Below are 24,686 nucleotides of genomic sequence, written 5' to 3' on the forward strand. Positions count from 1 at the left end.
GCGCGGATGCACGCTTTTTCAATGATGTCGGACGGCTTTTTTCTGTCCTTGTCGCTGTGCCTCGATATCGGTCTCGTCAACGTCGCGATCATTTCGCTGACGCTGTCGCACGGCTTCCGGCCGGGCTTCTGGCTCGGCCTCGGCTCGTGCGTCGGCGATCTCATTTACGCGACGCTCGCGCTCGCGGGCATGGCCGCGCTGCTGCAGTTCGAATCGGTGCGCTGGGTCGTATGGATCGGCGGCGCGGCGATCCTCCTGTTTCTCACCTGGAAGATGGCGTGTGAAGCGATGTTCCCGGCCACGGCGCAAGCTGTTGCCGGCGAAGGCGACGCGGCTGCGCCGCATCAGTCGGCATGGCGCGGGTTTGTGCGCGGCGTGCTGCTCGCGGTGTCGTCGCCGTCGGCGATCCTGTGGTTCGCGGCGGTCGGCGGCGCGCTGATCGCGAAGGCCGGCGCAACGAGCCCGACAACCGCGCTGATCTTCCTCGGCGGATTCTTTCTGGGCGGCCTGTGCTGGACGCTTTTCATCTGCGGGCTCGGCAGCCACGGACGCAAGCGCGCGGGCGCCGGTCTGCTGCGCGCGTGTCACGTTCTGTCGGCACTGCTGTTCGCCTATTTCTCGTACAGCGTGATCGTCAACGGGTATCGCGATCTGATCGTGCAGAGCACCGCGCAGGTGGCAAGCTGAAGCGGCTCGCGAACAAAAAAAACGGCTCGCATCGGCGAGCCGTTTTTCTTCATGCGACTCGACGTGAGCCGCTCATGCGAGGTACTGCGCGAGCTTCGGCAGATCGACATTGCCACCGCTCACCACCACGCCGACGCGCTTGCCGTTCACCGGCACGACGCCGTTCAGCACCGCCGCCGCCGCGAGACAACCAGTCGGTTCGACGACGATCTTCATGCGCTGCGCGAAAAAGCGCATCGTCTCGATCAGTTGCGCATCGCTGACCGTTTCGATTCGCGCGACCAGCCGGCGGATGACCGCGAACGTGTAGTGGCCCAGATGCGTCGAGGCGGCGCCATCGGCAATCGTGCGCGGCGCGTCGATATGAACGATCTCGCCGCGTGCGAGCGACTGCTGGCCGTCGTTGCCCGCCTCGGGCTCGATGCCGATCACCGTGCAGGCCGGGCTCAGCGCGGCCGCCGACAATGCGCTGCCGCTGATCAACCCGCCACCGCCAAGGCACACGAACAACATGTCGAGCGGGCCGGTTTCGTCGATCAGTTCTTTGACCGCGGTGCCCTGGCCGGCGATCACGTGCGGATGATCGTACGGCGGGATCAGCGTCATGCCGCGCTCTTCGGCGAGCCGGCGGCCGATTTCCTCGCGATTTTCCTTGTAGCGGTCGTAGCTGATCACTTCGCCGCCGTAGCCTTTGGTCGCGGCGACCTTGGCCTCGGGTGCGTCGTGCGGCATCACGATCGTCGCGTGAATACCGGCGAGGCGCGCCGACAGCGCGATCGCCTGCGCGTGATTGCCCGACGAATAGGTCAGCACGCCCGCCTTGCGCTGCTCCGCGTCGAAATGCGAAATCGCGTTGTACGCGCCGCGGAACTTGAACGCGCCCATGCGCTGGAAGTTTTCGCACTTGAAGAACACCGACGCGCCAGTGCGCTCGTCGAACGTGCTCGATGTCAGAACGGGGGTGCGGTGCGCGACGCCTTCGAGACGCGCGGCGGCGTCGAGGACGTCATCGAAGGTGGGAGCGGGAAGCGCTTGCATCGGGGAAACTCTCCTGGAGCGGTGGCGAAGCAGCCATTCTCCCAGCTTCCTCGATGCTTTGGAACGGCGCTCGCGCGAGCGCGCGACACCAGCCAGGAACGCTGCGGAAAGCAAAAACCAGCGACACAAAAAGAAACGACGTAACCCGGCACAAGCCGGCGTTACGCCGTCGACGTTCCCACGCGCGTCAAGCGCGCCCGCACTTCTTAATGACGATAGTACGAGTGCCCATAGCCGCGATAGTAGCCACGGTAGCCGTGGTAGTAGCCACGATAGTAAGGGCGGCCATAGCCGTAATAGCCTCCGACCACCACCGGAGCCGGTGCGAACACAACCGGCGGCGCGTACACCGGCGCAGGCGGCGGGGCGTAATAGACAGGCGGCGGCGCCGCATAGACCGGATAGGCCGGCGCGATCGGCACCCCAAGGCCGATACCGACGGAAACACCTGCCTCAGCGGTCCCGGCAAGTCCCAAGCCGAGTGCGGCTGCAACGACAAACGGAACGATCTTTTTCACTTCTATTCTCCTAGCGCGGCCTGCCAAGGTCGCCGACTGCGCATGCCTCGCATGCTGTGAAATCAATGTATCTAAAAAGCCCCAGCCGAAATGTTCGCATTTGTTGCAAATTGCAAGGGCGAGCCGAAGCGTTTTGCCGAGCGCAGCGCGAGCGCGCCTACGCGCCGCCGCGACCTGAGCGAAATCAGCCGGGAATCAAGGGGTTGCACGCGGGCGACGGGCCGCGCGTCACAGGTCTGATCGAGCGCGGGGGTTTGAGTTCGCGCATCGGTAATCTTTAATTACAAATTCGCTTCAATCCTGACAGCCGGAAGAAAATTCCCAACAAAAAATGCCCGGCTCAATTGCTCGAGGCCGGGCATTTTGTCACCTGCGAAGACCGCGCGACTAGCCGACCTTCACGTACACGAATTCGCGGGACACGTTGGGCGGCACGTATGCGCCGCTGATCCGCACGCGCGGCGTAAGGCGCTTTTTCTGATCCCACCAGCGACGGCGCTGGGCGCGCGTCAGGAACCGCAAGTGCTTTCGGTAAGAAAAAATACTCATCTCGACCCTCCCGAATTTCTGACTGCGAACGAAGTACGGAAAATACGACCGCCAAACCGGCTGATCGACCACTGTTCCTGTCACGTACGATTGTGAGCAGTTTTCACAACCGTGGGCGTCACGCCACCCGATGACCGACCGTTGGCGCCATATCGCCCGCAAACTTATCCGACGACCGCTGTCGAACCGTGGAAGGGGCCGGATCGCGGCCGCGCTTCGCCGGATGCGAGATACTGCTGCTTTCCCGTTCACACGATCCGTCTGGAGCAGTGACCATGTCCCAGTCTTCCTTGCCGCGCGTCGGCTTCATCGGCGCGGGGCGGCTCGCGCGTTGTCTCGCGCTCGCGTTTGCGCGCGCCGGCTATCCGGTCACCGCAGTGGCGAGCCGCTCGGCCGATTCCGCGCGCTGGCTCGCCGCCCAGATCGCACACTGCGCGGCCACTGACGACCCGCAACAGGCCGTCGACGCCGCCGATATCGTTTTTTTAGCCGTTCCTGACGACAGCATCGGTACGACAGCGCACACACTCCGCTTTGGAGGCAATGCGGCAAGCCACCCCGGCAAAGCGCTCGTGCACTGCAGCGGCGCCTCGCCGGTCGAACTGCTCGCGCCAGCGCGCGATCAGGGCGCGGCGATCGGCGGCTTTCATCCGTTGTATCTATTTAGCGGCGAACTCGCCGATCTCGAGCGTATCGTGGGCTGCTCGGTGACGATCGAAGCCGACGGCGAACTGAAGGAGACGCTGACCGCGCTCGCGCTCGCGCTGCGCTGCCATCCGCTGTCGATTCCGCCGGGCGGCCGCATGCTGTATCACGCCGCCGCGCACTACGCGGCGAGCTTCGCGCTCTGCAGCCTCGCCGAATGCGTGGCGTTGTGGCGCACGCTCGGCTTCGCCGAAGACGACGCGCTGCGCGCGCTGCTGCCGATGCTCGCGGGCACGATCGAAACCGCGCGCGACAAGGGCCTGCCGAACGCGCTCGCGGGGCCGGTATCGCGCGGCGACACGGGTGTCGTCGAGAAGCAGCTAGCGCTGCTCGAAGGCCTCGGCGGCGACCATGCCGCGCTGTATGGTCTGCTGACGCGCCGCGCGGTCAACCTCGCCCGACGTCGCGCAACGCCGGCCGCGACGATTGAAGCGATCTCCGAAGCTGTGGAAGAATCGCTGGGCCGCTCGCTGAATCAGGCCGCGGCAGGTGCAAGCGTCAAGTAAGCCGTGATAATGTGACGTCCGGCACGCCGGGCGAACCACGCGACGACCCGCGCCGCGCTTCGGGACCAACAGACGAGAACGCACAATGATCAAGGTCAGCATCCTCTACCCGTACCGGGAAAACGGCCGCTTCGACATGGACTACTACTGCGCGACCCATATGCCGCTCGCGGCGAAGCTGTTCGGGCCGGCGCTGAAAGGCTGGTCGGTCGACGCGGGCCTGAACGCCGGGCCGCCCGGCACGCCACCGCCTTACGTGGCCGCGGGACACTTCCTGTTCGATAGCGCGGACGACTTCTATAAAGTGTTCAAGCCCGCGTCCGAGCAACTATTAGCGGATATCCCGAACTACACCGACGGCGGCAACGGCACAATCCTGATCAGCGAGGTCCGGATTTCCGTGTGATGCCGGACAGACAGCCATCGGGAGGCGGCGCGCAATGACGTCGAACCTCCGGTTGGCTAACCGGGTAAATCCAGAAAACCGCCGGCACGCACCGATCGGGCGACGCCGGCAGCCCGCGGCCGGTCGGCGGCCGTCATCAGAAGCATAAGGACACGAGATGTTTGGCGATATCGCCCGTTTTCTGCTCAATACCGTTTTCACGCTGTTTGGCGCCGCGCTGCTGTTGCGCGCGTGGCTGCAGGTTGTGCGCCTGCCGCCGTACAACCCGGTCTCGAACGCCGTGCTGCAGGCGACCAACTGGATCGTGCTGCCGCTACGGCACATCCTGCCGAGCACGCGCAACATCGACTGGGCGAGCGTGGTCGCGACGCTGATCGCCGCGATCATCTACGTCGTCCTGATGATCGTGCTGACGGGCGCGGATCCGCTGACGCTCGTGCCGACAATGCTGATCGTCGCGGTGCTCACCGCGATCAAGTGGGCGCTCAATCTGATCATCTGGATGACGATCCTGATGGCGCTGCTGTCGTGGCTCAATCCGCGTTCGCCCGCGATGCCGATTCTGTATCAGCTGACCGCGCCGTTTCTGAATCCGTTGCGTCGCGTGCTGCCGAAATTCGGCGGTATCGATCTGTCGCCGATCCTGCTGTTCGTGATCGTGCAGGTGCTGCAGATGGTCGTCACGCGCGCGGCGGTTCAGCTGACTTATTTTGTGATCTGAGCTGGTTGCGCGGGAAAGTTGGGCTGACGCGCGGCGGCCGCTTGAGTCGGCGCGGCTTCTACACGGGTGCCGCGAAACCGCGGCTCTCCCCCGTCCGGAACACCGACACCGTCTGCTTCATCTTGCGCGCCTGCGTCTCGAGCGATTGCGCGGCCGCCGCGGCCTGTTCGACGAGCGCCGCGTTCCGCTGCGTGGTCTCGTCCATCTGCGTGACGGCCTGGCCGACCTGGTGAATGCTGCGGTTCTGCTCTTCGGAGGCCGTTGCGATCTCGCTGACGATATCCGACACGCGATGAATCGCGGCCTTGATATCCGCCATCGTCGTGCTGACTTCGGCTGCCTGCTGCGTGCCGCCTTCGATGATCGCGACCGACGTCGTGATCATCTCCTTGATCTCCTTGGCCGCGCTCGCCGAGCGCTGCGCGAGGTTGCGCACCTCGCTCGCGACCACCGCGAAACCGCGCCCCTGCTCGCCCGCGCGCGCGGCCTCGACCGCCGCGTTCAACGCGAGAATATTGGTTTGGAACGCGATGCCCTCGATCACGCCGGTGATCTCCGAGATTTTCGTCGAACTGCCGCTGATATCACCGATGGTGCGCACCATGCCCTCGACGGCAGTGTTGCCGGTGTTGGCGACCTGTGCAGCCTCAGTCGCGAGCGCGCTCGCGTTGCGCGCGTTGTCACTGTTGCGAGTGACGGTCTGCGTCAATTCCGACATGCTCGCCGCGGTCTGTTCGAGCGAAGCGGCCTGCTCTTCGGTGCGAGCGGACAGATCGATGTTGCCGCTCGCGATCTGCTGCGAAGCGATGCTGACCGACTCGGCGCTTTCGCGAATCGAACCGATCGTCGCCGCGAGACGCTCCTGCATGTGCGCGACCGCGCGCAAGATGCTGCCGTCGTCGGCGGCGCCGGTGTGCAGTCGCCGGCTCAAGTCGCCGCCCGCGATCTGCTCGACCACCTTCGCGACTTCGGCCGGTTCGCCGCCGATCTGCCGCACGACCGCGCGCGTCACCAGCAGCCCCAGGCCGATCGCAACCGCGACGCCGACGACCGCGCAGCTCGCGATCCACCACGTCACCGAGCGAACCATCTCGACGCCGTTCGCGACACGCTGCCTGGCCAACTCATCCCGCACGTCGGACAGCTTGATCATCAGCGTGCGCAGCTGGACGTGCAGCGGGTCGGTGGTCGATTTGAGCTCGGCGAGCGCGCCGCTCTGATCGCCCTGATCGGCCAGCGCCATCACCTTCGCGACCGAACTCATATAGGCCGGATAGGCGGCGTCGAAGTCGCTCAGCAATTGCTTCTGCGCGTCGGTGGTCGCGTGCTTGCGCTCGTAGTCGAATGCCGACAGGATCGCCGCTTCACCGCCGTGATTCAGGCGCACCGTATCGGCGCGGCCTGCCGGCTCCGGATTCAGGATGTACGAATAGAGGCGCCGGAAGTGCGAAGCGGCCTGCCACGCGGCGGTGCCGTCGTCGCGCACAGGCACGAATTCGCGGTCGTACATTTCGGTTTGCATCGTCGCGACTTCGCGCACCTTCAGCACACCGACCGTGCCGACGATGGCCGTCACGAACGCGCACAGCATCAACGAGCCGACAAGCTTCTGGCTCAGTTTCAGATTGGAAAGCCACTGCATCTTGGGAAAATCTCTTGATCGGGATGGGAAGCGCCGGGTTCGTGCCGGCTTGTGGGTGCGCAAGCGCACGGTGTTGGGCAGTATTCGGATTAACGGCAGGCGCAGACAAAGTCTGAAGGCTCGCGCCGTTCGAACCGCAGAAGCGAAAAGACGGGTCGGCTGCTCGTGCGCGCGAGCCATACCCCTGCCCAAACGGCCCAAAAGCCTGTAAAATCGCGAGTTTTGCGGGCGTCGTATAATGGTAATACCCTAGCTTCCCAAGCTAGAGCCGTGGGTTCGATTCCCATCGCCCGCTCCACTTTCCCGCTGAGTGTTCAGCGGAATCCAGCAAGAGCCGCCTCCCTGAAGGCGGCTTTTTTGTAGTGGCAACGGCCCGGCACAGCGCGCAAGCCGCGCAGCCCTCACCCTTGCAGCAGCATCGACGATGATCCACGATCCAAACGACTCCGGTCTCCCGGACGACGCCCCGCCCCCCACGAGCGCAACCGACCAGTCCGCCGGCAACGAGACGAACGACGTCGACGGCACGCCGGGTGCAACGCCGGTAGACACGCTTCATCACCGCCGCATCCGCAGCTTCGTCACGCGCGCGGGTCGCGTGTCGACCGGCCAGCGCCGCGCGCTCGATGAGTTCGGCCCGCGCTTCGTCGTGCCCTATGCACCACAACCACCCGACTGGACCGGCGTGTTCGGCCGCGAAGCACCGCGCGTGCTGGAGATCGGCTTCGGCATGGGCGCCACCACCGCGGAGATCGCCGCGCACCGTCCCTCCGACGACTTCCTGGGCGTCGAAGTCCACGAGCCCGGCGTCGGCGCGTTGCTGAAGCTGATCGGCGAGCAGTCGCTGACGAACATCCGCATCATCCAGCACGACGCGGTCGAAGTGCTCGAGCACATGATCGCGCCCGACAGCCTCGACGGCGTGCACATCTTTTTCCCCGACCCGTGGCACAAGGCGCGCCATCACAAGCGCCGGCTGATCCAGCCGAAGTTCGTCGCGCTGCTCGTGTCGCGTCTGAAGCCGGATGCGTATCTGCATTGCGCGACCGACTGGCAGAACTACGCCGAACAGATGCTCGAAGTGCTCGGCGCCGATCCGCTGCTCGAAAACACCGCCGACACCTACGCGCCGCGGCCCGACTATCGTCCGGTGACGAAGTTCGAACGGCGTGGCCTGCGGCTCGGCCACGGCGTGTGGGACCTCGTGTTCCGCAAGCGCGGCGCCGCGTAACGCGACGAGACGGCAAGCCAACGAAAAAAGGTCCGCACATACGCGGACCTTTTTTCATTGCACGGCAAATCTCAATCGGCCCAGCTCAACCCGCCGCTATAACCGATCAGCAGGATCAGCAGGCCAAAGCCGATCCGATACCACGCGAACACCGTGAAGTCGTGCGACGCGACATAGCGCAGCAGCCAGCGGATGCAGACGAACGCACTGACGAACGCGGCCGCGAAGCCGAGCGCGAAGCTGCCGAGCGCATCGGTGGTGAGCAGGTGCCAGTCCTTGTACAGCTCGTAGGCCGTCGCGCCGAAGATGATCGGAATCGCGAGAAAGAATGAAAACTCGGTCGCGGCGCGGCGCTCGATGCCGAACAGCATGCCGCCGATGATCGTCGAGCCCGAGCGCGAGGTCCCCGGAATCAGCGCGAAGCACTGTGCGAGGCCGACTTTCAACGCATCGAGCGGGCTCAGATCGTCGATGCTGCGCACCCGCACCGCCGCGTCGCCGCGCGCGCGCTGACGCGCCTCCGCCCACAGGATCACGACGCCGCCCGCGACCAGCGCAAACGCGACCGGCACCGGTGAAAACAGCGCCTCCTTGATCGACTTCTCGAACAGCAGGCCGAGCACGACTGCCGGAATCGTCGCAATGATCACGTTCAGCGCGAAGCGGCGCGCCTCGGGCCGGCTCGGCAGCCCCACGATCACGTTGCCGATGCGGCGGCGAAACTCCCAGCACACGGCGAGAATCGCGCCGAGCTGGATCACGACATCGAAGGTCTTCGCGTGCTCGTCGGAGAAATCCAGCAGACTGCCGACGACAATCAGATGCCCGGTGCTCGACACCGGCAAGAACTCCGTCAAACCCTCGACCACGCCGAGAATCAGCGCCTTGCAAGCCAGTAACCAGTCCATCCGTGCCCCTTATCGCGGTAGGTTGTCGCAACGAAATGGGCCCGCACGGTCATGACTGGCATGCGCGGCCCACGTGGCCGCGCGTGCCGGTCATCTTTCGACGATCTGCACGCGTATGCCGTTTGTAAGGATCGTGATTGTACCGGGTTCGTAGTTGACGCCGGCAAATTGCAGTTGCTCGGGCTTGAACGTGTAGATCGGATAGTTGGTCAGCAATTGGGTCGCGAGCAGCGCCGCGGCCGCGTTGATCTGCTGCGTGTACATCTGCGCCTCGCCGCTCACGCTGACGTTGTCGACACTCGGCGACTTGAGGATCACCGAACGGCTCGCCGCGTCGTATGCAAGTTCACTCGACAGCGTGAACACGCCATCGACCGGCTGCTGCAGGAACGGACTCGCGAAACGCGCGTCGAGCTTCACCTGCACGCGGTTCGCATCGGGCAGCATGCCCACCACCGGATTGCTCAGCGCGACATCGAACACCTGCGACACCGTGCGCTGATACGGGAACTTGCGCTGCACGGCCTCCTGCACCTGCTTCTGCGAGAACGTGTAGTGCGACGGCATGAACGGAAACGTCGGGCTCGCGCAAGCCGCGAGCGACACAGTGATGCCAAGCGCGCTGCAGCCGGTCAGCGCAGCGCGCAGAAAGCGGCGCCGGGCCGGCGCTGCGGGTCGAGTCATGCGAAATCTCCTGTGGAAGCCCTTGCGGACATCGGCTTGCGTTGACGGGTGTGGTCAGCGACGGCGTTTACCGCATGCCGCGCGTCATGGATGGGATGCCGGTTGTGTTTGCGCCTCGAGTAGCGTGAGCCACGCGAGCGCTTCGCCGCGATTCGCGCCGCACATCTCGAGTTGCGGCTGCAGACCCGAGCAGCATGCGGGCCGCTCCGGCCGGCCGAAGATCGCGCAGCGCAGATCGTCGCCGAGTTGCACGCAGCGCACGCCCGCCGGCTTGCCGTTCGGCATGCCCGGAATCGGGCTCGAAATCGACGGCGCGATACAGCACGCGCCGCAAACGGGACGGCACGCGTGAGCGTCCACCCGTGCACTGTTCAACCTTTGATCCACGTCATCTTTCCTGAACTCACACCTTGGCAACGTGTTGCCAGACCCGCATTGTGCCACTGCCTGTCTGTGCGACCTCTTTACACAATCGGGTCCCATGGGCACGCACGTAAACTCGAAGCTGCTGACTGACCATGACACGCGGCACGCGGCGAGAGCCGCCCACCGTCCGACACTGCTCATGTCCCAAACCGACACCCTGTTCCGCCCCGACCTGCTCGCGCGCTACAGCGCGAACGGTCCCCGGTATACGTCCTATCCGACCGCGCCGCAGTTCCGCGAATCGTTCGACACCGCCGACTATCACCGCGCCGCCGCCGACCCGGGTGCCGCGTCGACCGATCTGTCTCTGTACTTCCACATTCCATTTTGCGACACCGTGTGCTTCTACTGCGGCTGCAACAAGGTCGTGACGAGAAATCGCGCGCATGCGCGGCCGTACCTTGAGCGGCTCAAACGCGAAATCGGCTTGCAGGCGGCGTGTTTCGATACACAGCGGCCCGTGTCGCAATTGCATTGGGGCGGCGGCACGCCGACGTTTTTGTCGCATGACGAGATGGCCGAGCTGATGGCCGCGACGCGCGAGCACTTCAAACTTCTGCCCGACGATCGAGCCGAATATTCGATCGAGGTCGATCCGCGCGAGGCGTCGCCCGACACGGTCGCGCTTCTGCGCCGCCTCGGCTTCAACCGGCTGAGCCTCGGCGTGCAGGACTTCGATCCGCGCGTGCAGCAGGCGATCAATCGCATCCAGCCGTTCGAGATGACCGCATCGGTGATGCAGGCGGCGCGCGCGTACGGTTTTCATTCGATCGGCGTCGATCTGATTTACGGGCTGCCGCATCAAACCGTCGTGAGCTTCAGCCGCACGCTCGACACGATGCTCGAACTGGCGCCGGACCGGCTGTCGGTGTTCGCGTATGCGCACATGCCGCAGCTCTTCAAGATGCAGCGCCAGATGGATCCCGCGACGCTGCCGTCGAGCGAGGAGCGGCTGGCTCTGCTGCAACGGGTCGTCGAACGGCTGACTGAAGCGGGCTATGTGTACATCGGCATGGATCACTTCGCGCTGCCCACTGACGAGCTCGCTCGCGCGCAGGCGCAGCGCACGCTGCATCGCAATTTCCAGGGCTATAGCACGCGGGCCGAGTGCGATCTGATCGGTTTTGGCGCCTCGTCGATCGGCAAGGTCGGCGACGTGTACGCGCAGAACGCGCGAGAGCTGCCCGCTTACACCGACTCGATCGATGCGGGCCGGCTCGCGATCGCGCGCGGCATCCGCCTGTCCGCCGACGACCGTCTGCGGCGCGACGTGATCACGCAGCTGATGTGCAACCTCGAACTGCGCTTCGACGAATTCGAAGCGGCGTACGGCATCCACTTCGCCGACACGTTCGCGCCGGAACTCGCGCGTCTGCGTTCATTCGAGGACGACGGGCTGATCTCGCTCGGCGCACGCAAGCTCGAAGTGCGAATGGCCGGCCGCATGCTCGTGCGCAATCTCGCGATGGTATTTGACCGCTATCTGGGCGAGCAGACGCTCACACGATTCTCGCGCACGGTCTGAGCACTGCTCGCCGCGAACGCGCTGTGGCGGGTGAAGGCAATCGACTTGCCCGTCTACCGATTTTCGGCCATAATCTGCGTCTTCCTCGCGCGCTGAACTCCCGATGCGCGCGCTGCAGTATCTGCCCAGGTGGTGAAATTGGTAGACGCAGGGGACTCAAAATCCCCCGCCGCAAGGCGTGCCGGTTCGATTCCGGCCCTGGGCACCAAACACTCATCAACCGGTTTCAACGGTTCACCACGAAGCCCCGACAGCTAGCGCTGAGCGGGGCTTTTGTTTGCTGCAGTCTCCAAGGGTTCACCAGCGATTACAACCCCCACCAAGGGGTCATTTGGGGGGTTGCCACGATTCAAGCGCCCGTCGGATGGAAAACGCCCCCAGCAGCGGCGCGACAACCGGAGACGCAAACATGGCGCTGACGGATGCCACGATCCGTAACACGAAGCCGGGTGAAAAACAGCAGAAGCTGTACGACGGTGGCGGCCTGCTGCTGCTTGTCACGCCAACGGGCAGCAAGCGATGGATTTTCAAGTACCGTTTCGCCGGAAAGGAAAAGAGCCTCGCACTTGGCGTCTATCCAGACGTGCCGCTTGCCGATGCCCGCAAGCGTCGGGACTACGCCCGCGAAAAACTGGCAGCAAACATTGATCCGGAGGAAGCTAAAAAGGCCGGGAAACGCGCCGCCCGCCTTGCTGCTGCCAATTCATTCGAAGCCGTTGCGCTCGCCTGGATGGAAGAGCGCGGTCAGTCCGTTGAAAGCGGGTCGATATCGCTGGGCCGATTACCTTGACCGGATCAAGGCCGGGGCCGAAGTCATTCCGATCAAAGGCGGGACGGTCGCCTTACTACCTCAGCGGGACAACCATTTGGAACAGCGCCGCCCGATGATGGAAGCGTGGGCCGTGTATGTTTGCGGCATAGAGGATTAATTCAGAAGTGCGGCCCATAACACTCGCGCTGTGCCTTACAAGCTCGCACAAAAAAGCCGACTCGCGAGGATCGGCTTGTGCATTCGAGCGAGGCTCTATCGATATTCATCAATCTCAACCGTGCCGCCCATGGCTTCCATCATGGTGCGAATATCGTCGGGCACATCAGGCACGCGGTCGCCGCTCTCGTTGTACCAGTAACAGAAGAAGCGCATCCGAAGTCCCTTGTCTGCGAGCAGTTGGCCAAGTTCCGCTCTCGGCAGATTCAGGCGCCCAATCAGGTAACGCAAATGCGGCTCAAGTGAATCGCTACGAACTGCGCCCTCACTGCGCACGCCCCAAAGGCCAACGCGGCCCGGCGCGCTGCTCGGTCGCCCAGACGGTGTGGTGAACGGCTGTCCCTTGGTAATCGCTGTATCCGGCTTGATGTCGAAATACGCCGTCCAAAAGGCTGGCTCCAATGAGTCGCCGGATATGTAAAAGGTCGCGTGCGCAAGTTGGTGATCTGCCATTGGAGCGGCCTCAGTTTGCCCAGTCATGAAAATTTCCGATGTGGTTACCATTAAAGTACACGTCGCCGTTGTCATGCCAGATGACGTTATCGGCTGGCCCCAAGCCATTGCCTGGCTTGAACCTGTGCAAGATAGCCCCAAACGTCTTGCGGTCATACCCCAGCATCTTCGCCGCGTAGTTTGGGTTGTTCGTGCTCGCGGCGAGTTCAACGACATCGCCGCTCAACGCGTCAGGCACATACTCAAACGGCTGCGCGTCGCCGAGCAGCGTTGATGCGCCTCTATCGCTAGCTCTGGCTGCGCGGGCAGCGTTCAGTTGGGTTTGCCAGGTGGCCGGATCGTACTGCACAGACAGAATGGGTTCGCCGTTCGGCTGACTGCCGGCCTTCGCTACGGGATTCATTAACGGCGTGCTGCTGTACGGTGACGGAAACAGGCCGTGACGCGGACCTTAACGGCAAGCAGTTTGCCCCGGCGAACCTCTTCGAGAAGCGCAACGATGACCCACCAGCCATCGGCGTCAGGATCGCGGTCCCGGACCCTATGAAAAAACAGCCAGCTGCGGCCAATGAGATTCCTGACCAGCTTCCGGTCCTCCTCCCACTTCCTGCGATTCAGTGCGGCGATAGCAAGAAATTCCCGCGTCTCCGCACTGGCCCTCTGAAGGTCTGCGGCCTTGCCGAGGCACGCTTTATAGTGCCATTCGTCGCAGATGACATAACAGGCACCCGGTGGCCGCTGGCAGAACAGCTCCACGGAGTGCATTTCAAATACGGACAGGGACATAGGTGTGTCGATGGTCTATCTGAAGTCGCTGCCGGGGTTGACAGCAGTCAGATAATTACCGTGCGACAGGCAGTCCGTACATGGGCGACAGCCCAAAATCTCCACGGCTCTCGATGAAACGGAAAAACGCGCCCGCAGGAACATTGCGGTTTTTCGCGCCCGTAGCGCGGACGCTCGCGGGCAGCGACCGTACCGCTGGTCTATGACCTTTCCAGCCGTTGGCGGGACTCGCGCAGCAGATCTATTCGCCCGAAGCCGCTGTTCGCGCCAATACGGCGCGTACGTCCGCGAGCGCATCCTCGACGAGACCAAAAATCGACACCTGCGCAACCGTTGTCGCTTTGGAGAAAGTCGAATGCGCGTTGTGGGTCGGGCGCTGCCCGTCGTGGCAAGTAGCCAGCGGCCAGGAGCGGCGACAATGCATCTGCGCAGTCGCCAGGAAATTTGATTTGAGTCGCCTCCCCCTCGCTCCCTTTATAATCCGGCATGACTCCCTCCACTCCCCATGCAGCAACCCGACGAGCGGAACCGCCCACGCGATTCATCGGTTCGCCGATTCCGCACACCTCAGCGACCCATTCGCCTTCCACGCATTTCGAACGCACGCGCCACGAGCCGCACTGGTCGGTCGTATGAAAATACCCAAACGGCTTGCACCGCTTCTTGACGAAGGACTCATCGACGAAGTGATCGGCCAGTTGATGAGCGGCAAGGAAGCAACCGTCTACGTCGTACGCAGCGGCGACTCGATGCGGTGTGCAAAGGTCTACAAGGACGCGAAGCAGCGCAGTTTCCGGCAAGCCGCATCGTATCGGGACGGCCGCAAGGTCAAGAACAGCCGGCAGGCGCGTGCGATGGAAAAAGGTACTCGCTATGGGCGCCAGATGCAGGAGGAGTTGTGGCAAAACGCCGAAGTCGACGCACTGTTCCGACTTGCCGACGGGGGCGTGCGAGTGCCGCAACCCTATATCTGTACCGATGGGGTGTTACTGATGGAACTGGTGGTCGACGCAACGGGTGACGTCGCGCCACGCCTCAACGACGTCCATCTGACTGAAGCGCGCGCCCTTGAACTGCACGCCCTGCTGCTCAACCAGGTTGTCCGCATGCTCTGCGCGGGTGTGATTCACGGCGACCTGTCCGAATACAACATCCTGCTGGCGGCTGATGGACCGGTGATCATCGATCTGCCTCAGGCCATCGACGCCGCCGCCAACAACGAAGCCGCCTCGATGCTCAAGCGTGACGTCGACAACCTCGCTGCGTACTTCGGACGGTTTGCACCGCAAATTCTCGGCGCGGATTACGGAACGGAGATCTGGGCGCTGTTCGAAGCAGGCGAGCTGCATGTCGAGGTCAAACTGACCGGCCGCATCGAGCTCGACACGCGACCTGTCGACCTCGATAGCGTGCTGCAGGAACTCGAAGAGACACGTCTTGACGAAGACGCGCGAGTTCGGCGACAGCAGGAACTGAGCGCGAACTGATAACCGTTATGGAGAAAATTGAACGACCCTTGCGGGTCGGGTATCGCTCATCGAGGTTGGCGCAGACTGATTTTCTCTTCACTTGAAAGAAGAGTCGAAATGGACGCGATTATTATCATCGGCAACGTGCCGCGCGTCCCGTGAAACAATGACAAGCTAACCGGGCAGAAGTCGCCGCTGAAGCTCAAGGAGATTTGGGCCATTCGGATTCGCCTGCAATTGGGGGCGAAAACCCGTGATCTGGCGATGTTCAATCTGGCGATCGACAGCAAACTTCGAGCGTGCGACCTGACAAAACTTCGAGTCCGCGATGTCTGTCTGGGCACACGTAGCGCCCCGGGCGACCGTTATGCAACAGAAAACGCAGCGGCCGGTGCAATTCGAGATCACCGAGCAAACGCGAGATAGCGTGGAAAGCTGGATCAAGGCAGCAGCTCTGTGTCCTTCAGATTTCCTGGTCCCGGGGCGAATACACGCGTCGCCCCATCTTTCGACCCGTCAGTACGCACGGATCGTCCATCGCTGGATAAAATCGATCGGGCTCGACGATTCCGCCTATGGCACGCACACGATGCGTCGGACGAAGGTCTCGTTGATCTATCGCCGTACGAAGAATCTCAGAGCCGTACAGCTTTTGCTTGGTCATACGAAGCTTGAAAGTACCCTCAGATATCTTGGCATCGAGGTTGACGACGCGCTTGAGATGGCCGAACAGACGGAAGACTGAGTGGTGATCGCCGGACAGCAATCGGACGCTGTCCGGTCAGGATGAGACATTCGACACACGTTTCTGATTCGTCGACAATCGGTGAATATAGACAAACCTCGACGGAAGACTTGAGATGATGCTGCGGCCGACAGAAATCCAAATTGAATCAACCCGGCTCTTGATCAAACCGTTCTCGGCCAACGACGCGGATGCTGCGTTCTCGTTCATCACCCCTTCGCTCACCCGTCACATGGCGTGGGAGCCGCCAGCATCCCGGCAGGATTTTGATGGTGTTTGGCGGTCCTGGGTACCGTCGATTGACGATGGGTCAGACTATGTGTTCGCGATACGTCAACGCGCCGACGGGAGTTTCCTTGGGTTAGCCGGGCTTCACCGCGTACGCACCGAGAGCCCGGAACTCGGTATCTGGATTCGTGAAGATCGTCATCGAAATGGGTTTGGTTGTGAGGCTGTGACCCTTGTTGCACACTGGGCAACGCGAACCATTGGTTGTGAAAGCTTTACCTATCCGGTTGCCGAAGAGAACCGTCCCAGCCGGCGCATCGCCGAATCGCTAGGCGGCGTCATTGTGGAAAGCCGCGCGACGCCAAAGTACAAGTCTGTGGTTTACAGAATTCCTCGCCAGCCAGTCACAAGCGAGGTATAGGCGATTCTGCCTGTGGACTGGCTTCCGTCGGCCAAGATCGGTCAGTCAAGGTCAACGCGCAGATCGTCAACTGCGTGCGTGTCGGTCGACGCGAGTATTAGCGACCCGATAACGATGAGCTGCTCCAGCGTTCATACAATGCTGCGATATCCGTGGCACAGAGCAACTTCATCGACTTGCCGATCTCGTCCAGCGGCCAGTCCCACCAGTTCATCTCAAGGAGCATCCCGATCTCATCGTCCGAAAAGCGCTTTCGGATCGGCTTTGCCGGATTCCCACCGATGATCGTATAGGGTTCAACGTCCTTCGTGACAACGGCGCAACTCCCGATCACGGCACCGTGACCGATGTGAACACCTGGCATGATCATCGCTTCGGAACCGATCCAGACGTCATTCCCGACAACCGTATCGCCGGCGGGTTCGAATGCATCGCAGGCGTCAGCAAACGCCGGTTCTTCCGTCATGTAGAAGAAGGGAAATGTGGTTACCCAATCGTTCCGGTGCCCCTGGTTGCCCGCCATCATGAACGTCGCACCACTTCCGATAGAGCAGAAGCTACCGATGATCAGCCGGTCGACACCTGTGCGGTCTGGCAACAGGTAGCGTGCACAGTCATCAAAGGAGTGTCCGTGATAGTAGCCAGAGTAGTAGCTGTAACGCCCCACGATGATGTTGGGATTGGTGACCTGCCCTGAAAGCGGCTTTCCATTGAAGGGGCTGTCGAAGTAATTCTTCATCAAGGGACCACGCTGTAGTCTGGGGTGCGTTTATCGTTCGAGCACGCAGGTTACGAGGAAATCCGGTAGCGGCAAACCTGAGCCGTGCGGCAGAATCTTTCATCAATGACGGTCGGGACCAGTTTCGCCGGTTTTAGCCAACTCCGGTCAGTCGACGCCGCCGCGTAAATTCGCGACAATCAGAGAGAATTCCGGTCGCTCACGACGCAGCGTCAAGTTCACATCCTGGCGTCAGCGAGTGGCCATCTACGCCCGACGATCACTTTCGAGCAGCCCGTACAGCGCGCTATCCGACACCTCATCGCCAACTATCCAGCGATCACGCAACAACCCTTCGCGGACAAATCCGAGCCGTTCGAGAAGAAGCGCCGAGGCTACATTTCGTGGGTCGATATCCGCCTCAATCCGGCGTAAATTCAGCGTGCCGAACGCGTGCTCGATCAGCGCGGAAACCGCCTCACTCATATATCCGTTTCCCCAATGCTTGCGTTGCAGACCAAAGCCTATCTCCGCGCGTCGGCATTGCTCGTCTGCATGAAAGAGAGCGCAATCACCGAGCACTTCGCCGGTTGTCTGCAACTCGACTGCACAGATGAAGTCCTGGCCGCCAGCTGACGTCTTCAATTTACGTGCGACTCGATCCGTTGCCTGATCCAGGGAAGTCATCGCCGGAAACGAAAAATAGCGCATCGCATCCGCGTCCGACCAGATCGCGAACAGTGGTTGCGCGTCTTCATGACGAAGCGGCCGCAGAACGAGGCGTGGGGTAGTCAGCGTGACGGGCTCGAATAATGGCATGACGGGGCCGGGGCACCAGAAATAGATGGCCCAATTAGAACATGTGGGCCGAGAGCCAACAACCGCACGCGTCGAACCGCGTGGCAGCACAGCCTTTGTGCGGCTACTCTCGCGATTTACCTCTGTCGCTTACGGGTCGCGTGCTGCCGGTCATGACACGACACTTGTCGATCGCACAACGATTGGCAAGGTTCGGCCACAAGCGGCCGCTGACCAACATACTCGCGCGGACATTCGGATGACCGAACCACATCAGACAACGGACCCTCGCGTCGCGGTCCCGCTCCTTGAGCACCCGGCCTTATGCGACATTGACGGAACCATTACCCCTGTCCCTGCGACCGTTATCAATACCGCAGGGTTCGACGCTGGAGCCACCGTTTTAATAACGACCTCGCCTAAGGCTACAAAGCCAGCAGGCCCACCCAGTCTAACTGTGCGTACTGAACTACGTAAGCGTGCACGGCTTGAGGGGTCTAGGCCGATCTAAACCCGATGCCAGTAAACCACGAATTCCGGGTACATCTGATCGGCCTGTTTCAGCATGAACTCATTGCTGCCAAAGAAGGTCCAGCTCTTGGTGAAGCCCCTTTCCTGCCCGATCACCGAATGTTTGCCCGCCTTGACCGTGGAGGTGTCTTGTGTGCGGTGGCTGTCATGCGTGCGGGCCTTCGTAGGAATTCCCAGTAGACATCGCGCGAGAATCAGCATCCGGTCCACCGGTTTATCGTCCTGGTCGGTGCAATCGCATTTCAACGCATTGCAGATTGGGCAGCCGGTATAGGTCTGCACCTTCGCAAACGAGTCGCCGAAATAGGTACCCTGCCCCAGCGCGCCGTACTTCGTGACGTTCCCCGATGGTGCTCCCTTGTTGAAGTTAGGATCGAATCCTTTATCGACAATGATCTTGATGACGTTGGGCAGCGTTCCGTGCATCAACAGCACCTCTCCGATGCTGCGGTCCAGCACGGGCAGCCGTTCGGTCGATGAAGCGCTGATCCCTTCGTCTGACTGCGTGGTAAATTTGACCGCGCTACGTCCGAATACCTTGCCGCCGGTCGAGAGCGCCCGAGGCGGGGTTATGTAGGTGCCCATCCTGAGTTCTACCGCTTCGGCGTTGACCTTGTCGTAGATATCCTGTGTTTTGGCGATGTCGTCCCTGATGCGCGCCGCCGCCGCCTCGTATTGATCCCACAGTGCCTGATGGCGGATCACCCGGATTTTGGTAATCTCGACGTTGCCGGATTTTGGTGGCGCCTGCTTACTCTGCGGGATGCCGTACTTCGTGTAATACGTGCCATAGTTGGCCTTGATGAATGAGGGGTCTTCTCGCAGCGTATTCAGGTTGGTTTTGAGCACAAGCTTTTCATTGTCCGACAGAGCGGGTTTTTGGATCAGCTCGTCGATCTTGTTCTGGGCCCGAACCATGCGTGTGCGCTCCCCCTGTGGCGGTGCGAGGGTCCGCGCAGCGGCGTTGGCGCACAGATACTCAGCGATCCGGCGGAACAGGTCGCTGCCGGGATCGAGGAACGCCGTGTCATACGACCCTCGATCAGCGACCGCCGCTATCAATTCCACTTCTGACAGGGGCTTCGCACGACGGTGCTTGGTGCCGTTCTTGATCTTTCGCGATCCGCTGTCATCCTTGCGTTCCGAGATCGCAACGACCGTGGGTTGTTGCTTGTCCCAGCCGTTCGTCCATTTCAGGTGTTGCCAATAGTCAGGTACGCTCATGGTGCGGGAAATAGTAGAGTGTTGAATCAGCCGATCAAGGTTCCGTCCGCTTCCTCGGCTCTTAGCGTGAAGTCTCGTTCCGATTCTCAAATGAGTTTTTACTCATCGTGCCCTCACGCGATTGCGCTTTCGATACGGGATGCCGAGCTGAGCAGATTATTATTTTTCTTTCGGTTGGTACTTTGTCGCGCCATTGCGCGAGGAGAGAACGGGATTCTCTACATTTATTTTTGTTTTTCGGCGCACCTGGAATTGCGCAGGATGCCGCGTCAGACGTCAACCTTTCCCTGCTGCCATCGCTCGTAAGACGTTCTCATTCGTCTCTTCTTCATACTAGCGATAAGCGTATGTCCTGCCGCCGCGATTGACAAGGTCAACAACGATCGACAATCGATGTGCATGCTGCGCAGGGCTCCATGAGAAACCACCCGCCTGTGCGCCCATTCACGCATCGGCCACCGTGCCCGCGAGAGTCATTGGCGCCGCAGCGGACGCCGCGATCGCAGACCCATTCGCGTAAGGCCGTTCACTCTCGCCTATTCAACTGAAGAAACCGGATGGTTGATTCCAGAATGACCACTTTGCGGGCCGGTGCATTCGCGACTGTCCTTGCCGCAATCGCCGCTACCCCAGCGAACACACGGAGTCCACCGAATCGGCGCACGGCCGGTTCGCGCTCAAGGCCCAATACTGTTCACTTGATGATCACCTTCGGTGAAATTCGCTGATTCAGCGGCTCCGATCGTCTGCGTATCCGGAAATTCGACATCTTTCGCTTCACACCGCGGGGATTACGTTTGCCGCGGCTTTGCACCACGGGCCCGCTGGCGAGTTCGCGCAGCAGACTCTGTTTCCAGCTTTGCCACTGCTCAGGGGGAAATTGCCGCCGCCTCAGGCAGGCGTCGGTTTAGCACACGCAGGGCATGGACAAACGACAGGTCTTCAGGTCGCTGCCCGCTGTCCTGGGCAGCCTCGTACATCAGGCGGCGGATCGCCGCATGCGCGAGCATTAACGCATAGAACTCCTGACGTACCAGATCAGGCGTCTTGCTGCGCAGCACCTTCTTCCCATCACACAGATGCGTCTTGATCTCATCGAACATTTCTTCTATTTTCCAGCGCCGGTGATACAGCGCCGCCAGTTCGACGGCAGGTCCTACTACCGGGTCCAGCAGATTGGTGACCAGACAATACTGCGGCTCGGCGTCAGGCACACCTTCCAGGCGGTACTCGATGACCCGCACCTGCATGCCGTTGCGCTGGTGTCGCCGGTCGGTGTCGCTGGCATATACGGTACTCAGGTACGAACCGTCTACCAGCGGCACCTCGCACCGCAGTCGCACATTCGACTTCACCCGCCACAGCAGCTTCGCTCCCGTGGCCACCGCGTCGCGCCACATGTCATACCCATAGAACAGGCGATCGGCCAGCACCAGCATCTCGCTCGAGAACGCCGGAAACAGCTGCCGCGTGAGCGCCTGTTCGCTGTTCTCGCGCACCCCGCCCATCTGGACCTCACACAGCGCGTGCGTCGCACATTCGGCCAGCGCCACAAAGCGGATCTGCGGATACGCGCCTTTGCAGATCCCGAAGGAACGACCGAATGGCCGATACAGTTTTTAAAGCTGCCGCCGGCGCGCTGTACCGGCGAACGTCGGTTGTGGGTCGAACTCGGCCGACTGCAATATGCCCGGTTCGCCGACAAGTTTTCGCTCGCTCATTCCGGCAAATACGCACGCCCGGTGGTATTTTTGGTGGTATCCGTACCGGCAAAATTCCTCAAACCCGCTCAAGCAAAGCGATAGCAGGGGGTTTTTCATTCCGGCCCTGCTCAAACAATCTTCCCGATTCCCAATCGTCCGGAAGACATCGCCAGTCGCATCTCCCATCAAAAACCCTTTAGCCACACCGGGATCATTCATCCAGGCTGGTAAGCACGCCCTCGCCGCCTCACTCCCGACGGTGGAAAGTACCTTGCGACACAGAGCCCGTAAACGATCAGCGCCGCGACTGTGTACGACACGAATCGCGCCGCAAAGAACAGCAAGACTACGACGATCGCGGCCAGCAGCATCTCCAGTCTCGGACCGAGTGCCGACAACTGCCCGCCGCGCGCTTCGAAGGCGGTCCCCAGCAAAATCAGCAACGGGATCAACGCGAGCACCATGTGGATCGGCTCGAGGATCGGATAAGCCAAGAGCATCGTCATCGAAGCGAGCGCGTAGTCGATGCGGCTGTCCCGATGGCGGCGAAACACCAGATACGCGGACAGCAGGCAAGCAGCCAGCACCAACGCATGCGAAGCAATCGACAGCAACGTACCGGACACCGGCATGCCGATCGTCGCCGATAGCGTCTGCAGCGCGCCCCTCACGGCATTGTTCATCGGCGCGCCGCCACCGCTCATCGCCAGTGCCATGCCGTTCAGGCGCGGCATGTCCGACACGAAGTAGTGCCACAAAACGTCGAAGCCGAGGCGCGCTCCGGTGATCAACGTCAACGCAATCGCAACGACGCTCGCCATCACGAACGTCCGCCATTCGCGACGCAGCAACAGCAGGCCGGCGACGGCCAGGGGCGTGAGCTTGATCGTGATCGCAAAGCCAAGAAAGAGTCCAGCGGCATAACCTTTGCCACGCTCGATCAGCGCGAAAGTCGCAATCAACAGGAAAAACAGCAGTTCGTTCGATTGGCCGTCGTAGGTATCTTCGACGAGCGGAAAGCTCAGCAGCGCGACCGCCACCAGCAGCAGATTCACGCTGCGCTCCGTGCCGCGGTACGCCATCGTGACGACGAGATACAAAGCCACCGAGAACAACACGATCGACGCACTCACCCAGACGATTTTCGCGGCGAGCGGCGTCAGCAGCGCGAGCGGCGCAAACACCAGCGCGAACTGCGGCGGGTAGGCGTAGAAGATGTCGTCGCCCGTCGAGCGCGCGCCGATGCCCTGCAAAAACGCGATGAGCGCGTCGTGGTCGTACAGGCGCGCCGGGTCATGCAGCACGACGTTGAAGGCGTACAGGTAGAAATTGAAATCGCCGAAGGCGTCAGGGACGTTGCCACGAAACTTGGCGACGACGTGAAGGATACGCAGCGCGAGGCAGGCTGCCGCAATCAGCAAAAGGAGCGCGGCACCCGCGCCGAAGTTCGACCTGGTCCGTACGGCGCCTGCGTTGAACATGGTGTCTCTCCGCGGTACGTCAATCAACGTGGGAGTTGCTGCGCCCTTGAGACCCGCGCTAGCGGGGGCGTACCAGCAGACCATGTCGCCGGTACGGTCCGGGGATGGCCGGCATGGCCAGCCATCCCGGCTTCGTGCCGGACGACCGGACAGAGATTACCGATTCGCAAAAATCGATCTGTGCGCTCGCCCACACGAGACCGACCTATGTCGGGAACTTCGGCGCGCGAAGATCGTTCGTTGGCGGCGAATCGCGGCGTTCGCGGCGGAATGCCACGCGTCGCGCCGATCGGCGCTTATCGGCTCGCGGCCCCCATGCCAGCGCGCGCAACCTCGCGGCGTCGCTTGATCATGTAGCCGCCCCACATCAGTACGAGCCATGCCGGCACCAGCCACACCGAGACCGACCAGCCCGGCGTCAGCGCCCCTGTGTTCGCCGCGTGTCGCCGCTGGGCGTGGAACGCTGTCGAAGGCAGCGCTGTGGCAGATTGCACGGCTGGACCGTACGGTCCGGTCTGGCAAAACCGCTAATTTTACCCCGACCGATATTCCTCTGACATTCGGAGCCGCCCGCTTCGTTCTGCGCCGCACTCAAGCGCGCGGATTGTGATTGTCACGGGGATGGCGCCCGGGTATGTTGCCGAAGTCCACTCTTCACGCCGCGGAGCTTCAATATGTTGCCCAAACGTCTGCTTTGCGCCGCCGTGTTGTGCCTCTGTTTCGCGGGCGTCAGTACGTCCGCGCTCGCGCAGACGGTGCCCGCCGCCCAGCAAACGGCCGATGACGCCGCCGCGTCGCAGGCAAGCGGCCAGCCAGCGCCAGCGCCTGCCCCCGCTACTGCCAGCAAGCCGCCTGCCGCCGCGCTCGGCGGCCCGGTGCGCAACATCGTGCTCGTGCATGGCGCGTTCGTCGACGGATCGAGCTGGAACGGCGTGGTCGCGAAGCTGCAGCAAAAGGGTTATCACGTGAGCTCGGTGCAGAACCCGCTGACCTCGCTCGCCGACGACGTCGCCGCGACCCGCCGCGTGCTCGATCGCGAGAACGGTCCGGTGCTGCTGGTCGGGCACTCGTGGGGCGGCGTCGTGATCACCGAGGTCGCCGCGAACGCGCCGAACGTCGCCGGGCTCGTGTATGTCGCCGCGCTTGCGCCGCAACTGCACGAATCGGCGATGGACGTGATGAAGGCCGGCGGGCCGATGCCGGCCGGCCAGAGCATCAGCAAGGACGCGAACGGGTTTTTGTGGATCGACCGCGCGCGCTATCACGCCGATCTCGCCGCCGACGTGCCCGAGATCGTCGCACGCGTGCTCGCCGCCGCGCAGGTGCCGATCGCCGCGAGCGCATTCGACGAACCGGTCGATCAGGTCGGCTGGAAGGACAAACCGTCGTGGTACGTGCTGACGACGAAAGACCACGCGGTGTCGCCCGATCTGCAGAGAATGATCGCCGCGCGCATCGGCGCGAAGGTGGTGCCGGTCGCGTCGAGCCATCTCGCGCCGGTGTCGCACGCCGGGGCGGTGGCGGAGGCGATCGATCACGCGGCGCGCGAGTTGAACCGGCAGCAGCAGTAGGCCGGCGGCTCGACGCCGCGCGGC

General features: G+C 62.2%; 26 protein-coding genes, 2 tRNA genes and 2 pseudogenes. 14 read left to right on the top strand and 16 right to left on the bottom strand.

The window, feature by feature from the left end:
- The first annotated feature begins 6 nt into the window (after positions 1-6).
- Positions 7-687 carry a LysE family translocator gene (locus OKW37_RS19080; RefSeq protein ID WP_429404720.1) on the top strand — a complete coding sequence of 227 codons (681 nt, stop codon included), beginning with the start codon at positions 7-9 and terminating at the stop codon, positions 685-687.
- Positions 688-759: 72 nt separating this feature from the next.
- Here OKW37_RS19080 and OKW37_RS19085 read toward each other — a convergent pair whose 3' ends face one another.
- From OKW37_RS19085 to OKW37_RS19095, 3 genes are all read right to left on the bottom strand, one after another.
- On the bottom strand, positions 760-1,725 hold the full coding sequence (locus OKW37_RS19085) for a threo-3-hydroxy-L-aspartate ammonia-lyase (RefSeq protein ID WP_184058104.1): 966 nt from the start codon (positions 1,723-1,725) through the stop codon (positions 760-762).
- 206 nt (positions 1,726-1,931) lie between these two features.
- Entirely contained in the window at positions 1,932-2,243 is a 312-nt protein-coding gene (locus OKW37_RS19090; protein WP_429404718.1) for a hypothetical protein, read from the bottom strand.
- A 387-nt stretch (positions 2,244-2,630) separates the two neighbouring features.
- Entirely contained in the window at positions 2,631-2,792 is a 162-nt protein-coding gene (locus OKW37_RS19095; protein WP_167368604.1) for a hypothetical protein, read from the bottom strand.
- 275 nt (positions 2,793-3,067) lie between these two features.
- On the opposite strand from OKW37_RS19095, the gene OKW37_RS19100 reads away from it, so the two are divergent.
- The 3 genes from OKW37_RS19100 to OKW37_RS19110 all read left to right on the top strand — a co-directional run bounded on the left by OKW37_RS19100 (position 3,068) and on the right by OKW37_RS19110 (position 5,130).
- On the top strand, positions 3,068-4,003 hold the full coding sequence (locus tag OKW37_RS19100; RefSeq protein WP_429404716.1) for a Rossmann-like and DUF2520 domain-containing protein: 936 nt from the start codon (positions 3,068-3,070) through the stop codon (positions 4,001-4,003).
- An 85-nt stretch (positions 4,004-4,088) separates the two neighbouring features.
- Positions 4,089-4,409, top strand: a complete 321-nt coding sequence (locus tag OKW37_RS19105; RefSeq protein ID WP_090801500.1) for an EthD family reductase — start codon at positions 4,089-4,091, stop codon at positions 4,407-4,409.
- A gap of 157 nt (positions 4,410-4,566) precedes the next feature.
- Entirely contained in the window at positions 4,567-5,130 is a 564-nt protein-coding gene (locus tag OKW37_RS19110) for a YggT family protein (RefSeq protein WP_429404714.1), read from the top strand.
- Positions 5,131-5,188: 58 nt separating this feature from the next.
- Here OKW37_RS19110 and OKW37_RS19115 read toward each other — a convergent pair whose 3' ends face one another.
- Positions 5,189-6,772 carry a methyl-accepting chemotaxis protein gene (locus OKW37_RS19115; protein WP_429404712.1) on the bottom strand — a complete coding sequence of 528 codons (1,584 nt, stop codon included), beginning with the start codon at positions 6,770-6,772 and terminating at the stop codon, positions 5,189-5,191.
- A 224-nt stretch (positions 6,773-6,996) separates the two neighbouring features.
- Between OKW37_RS19115 and OKW37_RS19120 the strand changes: the two genes are divergently transcribed.
- Together OKW37_RS19120 and trmB are read left to right on the top strand one after the other, a co-directional pair.
- A tRNA-Gly gene (locus OKW37_RS19120) sits at positions 6,997-7,070 on the top strand.
- Positions 7,071-7,196: 126 nt separating this feature from the next.
- Entirely contained in the window at positions 7,197-8,003 is an 807-nt protein-coding gene (gene trmB, locus OKW37_RS19125; RefSeq protein ID WP_429404710.1) for a tRNA (guanosine(46)-N7)-methyltransferase TrmB, read from the top strand.
- 71 nt (positions 8,004-8,074) lie between these two features.
- Here the strand turns inward: trmB and OKW37_RS19130 are convergent, their stop codons facing one another.
- From OKW37_RS19130 to OKW37_RS19140, 3 genes are all read right to left on the bottom strand, one after another.
- Positions 8,075-8,911, bottom strand: coding sequence for an undecaprenyl-diphosphate phosphatase (locus OKW37_RS19130; RefSeq protein ID WP_184058119.1), 837 nt, complete (start codon positions 8,909-8,911; stop codon positions 8,075-8,077).
- Positions 8,912-9,001: 90 nt separating this feature from the next.
- Complete coding sequence (locus OKW37_RS19135; RefSeq protein ID WP_184058121.1) at positions 9,002-9,595, bottom strand: DUF1439 domain-containing protein; 594 nt, start codon at positions 9,593-9,595, stop codon at positions 9,002-9,004.
- An 84-nt stretch (positions 9,596-9,679) separates the two neighbouring features.
- A complete protein-coding gene (locus OKW37_RS19140) occupies positions 9,680-9,982 on the bottom strand; it encodes a YkgJ family cysteine cluster protein (RefSeq protein WP_429404707.1) in 303 nt (100 codons plus the stop codon).
- Between the two features lie 178 nt (positions 9,983-10,160).
- On the opposite strand from OKW37_RS19140, the gene hemN reads away from it, so the two are divergent.
- The 3 genes and pseudogenes from hemN to OKW37_RS19155 all read left to right on the top strand — a co-directional run.
- Complete coding sequence (hemN, locus tag OKW37_RS19145) at positions 10,161-11,546, top strand: oxygen-independent coproporphyrinogen III oxidase (RefSeq protein WP_184058125.1); 1,386 nt, start codon at positions 10,161-10,163, stop codon at positions 11,544-11,546.
- A gap of 123 nt (positions 11,547-11,669) precedes the next feature.
- A tRNA-Leu gene (locus tag OKW37_RS19150) sits at positions 11,670-11,754 on the top strand.
- A 201-nt stretch (positions 11,755-11,955) separates the two neighbouring features.
- A pseudogene (locus OKW37_RS19155) lies at positions 11,956-12,276 on the top strand (Arm DNA-binding domain-containing protein); the annotation flags it as partial.
- A 294-nt stretch (positions 12,277-12,570) separates the two neighbouring features.
- On the opposite strand, the gene OKW37_RS19160 reads toward OKW37_RS19155, so the two are convergent.
- Genes OKW37_RS19160 through OKW37_RS19170 form a run of 3 tightly spaced genes read right to left on the bottom strand, consistent with a single transcriptional unit; the run spans position 12,571 to position 13,773 of the window.
- Positions 12,571-12,987: a DUF4279 domain-containing protein gene (locus OKW37_RS19160; RefSeq protein ID WP_090801512.1), complete on the bottom strand. Its 417-nt coding sequence runs from the start codon at positions 12,985-12,987 to the stop codon at positions 12,571-12,573.
- 10 nt (positions 12,988-12,997) lie between these two features.
- Positions 12,998-13,390 carry a hypothetical protein gene (locus OKW37_RS19165; protein ID WP_260321044.1) on the bottom strand — a complete coding sequence of 131 codons (393 nt, stop codon included), beginning with the start codon at positions 13,388-13,390 and terminating at the stop codon, positions 12,998-13,000.
- Positions 13,390-13,773 carry a hypothetical protein gene (locus OKW37_RS19170; RefSeq protein ID WP_429404705.1) on the bottom strand — a complete coding sequence of 128 codons (384 nt, stop codon included), beginning with the start codon at positions 13,771-13,773 and terminating at the stop codon, positions 13,390-13,392. Before OKW37_RS19170 ends, OKW37_RS19165 begins: the two co-directional genes overlap by 1 nt.
- Positions 13,774-14,405: 632 nt before the next feature.
- Between OKW37_RS19170 and OKW37_RS19175 the strand changes: the two genes are divergently transcribed.
- From OKW37_RS19175 to OKW37_RS19185, 3 genes and pseudogenes are all read left to right on the top strand, one after another.
- The gene (locus tag OKW37_RS19175) at positions 14,406-15,260 is read left to right on the top strand and encodes a PA4780 family RIO1-like protein kinase (RefSeq protein WP_090801516.1); all 855 of its coding nucleotides are present in this window, start codon (positions 14,406-14,408) and stop codon (positions 15,258-15,260) included.
- Between the two features lie 144 nt (positions 15,261-15,404).
- Positions 15,405-15,987, top strand: a pseudogene (locus OKW37_RS19180) (tyrosine-type recombinase/integrase); the annotation flags it as partial.
- Between the two features lie 115 nt (positions 15,988-16,102).
- The gene (locus OKW37_RS19185) at positions 16,103-16,636 is read left to right on the top strand and encodes a GNAT family N-acetyltransferase (RefSeq protein ID WP_429404703.1); all 534 of its coding nucleotides are present in this window, start codon (positions 16,103-16,105) and stop codon (positions 16,634-16,636) included.
- Between the two features lie 97 nt (positions 16,637-16,733).
- Here OKW37_RS19185 and catB read toward each other — a convergent pair whose 3' ends face one another.
- The 4 genes from catB to OKW37_RS19205 all read right to left on the bottom strand — a co-directional run bounded on the left by catB (position 16,734) and on the right by OKW37_RS19205 (position 21,460).
- Positions 16,734-17,375, bottom strand: coding sequence for a type B chloramphenicol O-acetyltransferase (gene catB, locus OKW37_RS19190; RefSeq protein WP_429404701.1), 642 nt, complete (start codon positions 17,373-17,375; stop codon positions 16,734-16,736).
- A 246-nt stretch (positions 17,376-17,621) separates the two neighbouring features.
- Positions 17,622-18,173 carry a GNAT family N-acetyltransferase gene (locus tag OKW37_RS19195; RefSeq protein WP_090801523.1) on the bottom strand — a complete coding sequence of 184 codons (552 nt, stop codon included), beginning with the start codon at positions 18,171-18,173 and terminating at the stop codon, positions 17,622-17,624.
- 486 nt (positions 18,174-18,659) lie between these two features.
- Positions 18,660-19,907 carry a hypothetical protein gene (locus OKW37_RS19200; protein ID WP_184058133.1) on the bottom strand — a complete coding sequence of 416 codons (1,248 nt, stop codon included), beginning with the start codon at positions 19,905-19,907 and terminating at the stop codon, positions 18,660-18,662.
- An 869-nt stretch (positions 19,908-20,776) separates the two neighbouring features.
- Positions 20,777-21,460 (bottom strand): IS4 family transposase, encoded by a 684-nt coding sequence (locus OKW37_RS19205; protein WP_429404698.1) that lies wholly within the window; start codon positions 21,458-21,460, stop codon positions 20,777-20,779.
- On the opposite strand from OKW37_RS19205, the gene OKW37_RS19210 reads away from it, so the two are divergent.
- Positions 21,434-21,712 carry a hypothetical protein gene (locus tag OKW37_RS19210; protein ID WP_429404696.1) on the top strand — a complete coding sequence of 93 codons (279 nt, stop codon included), beginning with the start codon at positions 21,434-21,436 and terminating at the stop codon, positions 21,710-21,712. The genes OKW37_RS19205 and OKW37_RS19210 overlap by 27 nt on opposite strands.
- 113 nt (positions 21,713-21,825) lie before the next feature.
- On the opposite strand, the gene OKW37_RS19215 is transcribed toward OKW37_RS19210, so the two are convergent.
- Complete coding sequence (locus OKW37_RS19215; RefSeq protein ID WP_429404694.1) at positions 21,826-23,091, bottom strand: glycosyltransferase family 87 protein; 1,266 nt, start codon at positions 23,089-23,091, stop codon at positions 21,826-21,828.
- A gap of 296 nt (positions 23,092-23,387) precedes the next feature.
- The gene (locus OKW37_RS19220; protein WP_184058628.1) at positions 23,388-23,585 is read right to left on the bottom strand and encodes a hypothetical protein; all 198 of its coding nucleotides are present in this window, start codon (positions 23,583-23,585) and stop codon (positions 23,388-23,390) included.
- A 180-nt stretch (positions 23,586-23,765) separates the two neighbouring features.
- Between OKW37_RS19220 and OKW37_RS19225 the strand changes: the two genes are divergently transcribed.
- The gene (locus tag OKW37_RS19225) at positions 23,766-24,662 is read left to right on the top strand and encodes an alpha/beta fold hydrolase (RefSeq protein ID WP_429404692.1); all 897 of its coding nucleotides are present in this window, start codon (positions 23,766-23,768) and stop codon (positions 24,660-24,662) included.
- Positions 24,663-24,686: the final 24 nt, after the last annotated feature.

The organism is Paraburkholderia sp. MM5482-R2 (genome assembly GCF_050436125.1).
Lineage (GTDB): Bacteria > Pseudomonadota > Gammaproteobacteria > Burkholderiales > Burkholderiaceae > Paraburkholderia > Paraburkholderia tuberum.

Excerpts from the sequence above, each read along its gene's own strand:
- OKW37_RS19115 (WP_429404712.1), bottom strand. The coding sequence starts at position 6,772 with ATGCAGTGGCTTTCCAATCTGAAACTGAGCCAGAAGCTTGTCGGCTCG.
- OKW37_RS19130 (WP_184058119.1), bottom strand. The coding sequence starts at position 8,911 with ATGGACTGGTTACTGGCTTGCAAGGCGCTGATTCTCGGCGTGGTCGAG.
- OKW37_RS19200 (WP_184058133.1), bottom strand. The coding sequence starts at position 19,907 with ATGAGCGTACCTGACTATTGGCAACACCTGAAATGGACGAACGGCTGG.
- trmB (WP_429404710.1), top strand. The coding sequence starts at position 7,197 with ATGATCCACGATCCAAACGACTCCGGTCTCCCGGACGACGCCCCGCCC.
- OKW37_RS19080 (WP_429404720.1), top strand. The coding sequence starts at position 7 with ATGCACGCTTTTTCAATGATGTCGGACGGCTTTTTTCTGTCCTTGTCG.
- OKW37_RS19085 (WP_184058104.1), bottom strand. The coding sequence starts at position 1,725 with ATGCAAGCGCTTCCCGCTCCCACCTTCGATGACGTCCTCGACGCCGCC.
- OKW37_RS19095 (WP_167368604.1), bottom strand. The coding sequence starts at position 2,792 with ATGAGTATTTTTTCTTACCGAAAGCACTTGCGGTTCCTGACGCGCGCC.
- OKW37_RS19225 (WP_429404692.1), top strand. The coding sequence starts at position 23,766 with ATGTTGCCCAAACGTCTGCTTTGCGCCGCCGTGTTGTGCCTCTGTTTC.
- catB (WP_429404701.1), bottom strand. The coding sequence starts at position 17,375 with ATGAAGAATTACTTCGACAGCCCCTTCAATGGAAAGCCGCTTTCAGGG.
- OKW37_RS19185 (WP_429404703.1), top strand. The coding sequence starts at position 16,103 with ATGATGCTGCGGCCGACAGAAATCCAAATTGAATCAACCCGGCTCTTG.
- OKW37_RS19195 (WP_090801523.1), bottom strand. The coding sequence starts at position 18,173 with ATGCCATTATTCGAGCCCGTCACGCTGACTACCCCACGCCTCGTTCTG.
- hemN (WP_184058125.1), top strand. The coding sequence starts at position 10,161 with ATGTCCCAAACCGACACCCTGTTCCGCCCCGACCTGCTCGCGCGCTAC.
- OKW37_RS19110 (WP_429404714.1), top strand. The coding sequence starts at position 4,567 with ATGTTTGGCGATATCGCCCGTTTTCTGCTCAATACCGTTTTCACGCTG.
- OKW37_RS19135 (WP_184058121.1), bottom strand. The coding sequence starts at position 9,595 with ATGACTCGACCCGCAGCGCCGGCCCGGCGCCGCTTTCTGCGCGCTGCG.
- OKW37_RS19105 (WP_090801500.1), top strand. The coding sequence starts at position 4,089 with ATGATCAAGGTCAGCATCCTCTACCCGTACCGGGAAAACGGCCGCTTC.
- OKW37_RS19175 (WP_090801516.1), top strand. The coding sequence starts at position 14,406 with ATGAAAATACCCAAACGGCTTGCACCGCTTCTTGACGAAGGACTCATC.
- OKW37_RS19160 (WP_090801512.1), bottom strand. The coding sequence starts at position 12,987 with ATGGCAGATCACCAACTTGCGCACGCGACCTTTTACATATCCGGCGAC.
- OKW37_RS19215 (WP_429404694.1), bottom strand. The coding sequence starts at position 23,091 with ATGTTCAACGCAGGCGCCGTACGGACCAGGTCGAACTTCGGCGCGGGT.
- OKW37_RS19170 (WP_429404705.1), bottom strand. The coding sequence starts at position 13,773 with ATGTCCCTGTCCGTATTTGAAATGCACTCCGTGGAGCTGTTCTGCCAG.
- OKW37_RS19100 (WP_429404716.1), top strand. The coding sequence starts at position 3,068 with ATGTCCCAGTCTTCCTTGCCGCGCGTCGGCTTCATCGGCGCGGGGCGG.
- OKW37_RS19165 (WP_260321044.1), bottom strand. The coding sequence starts at position 13,390 with ATGAATCCCGTAGCGAAGGCCGGCAGTCAGCCGAACGGCGAACCCATT.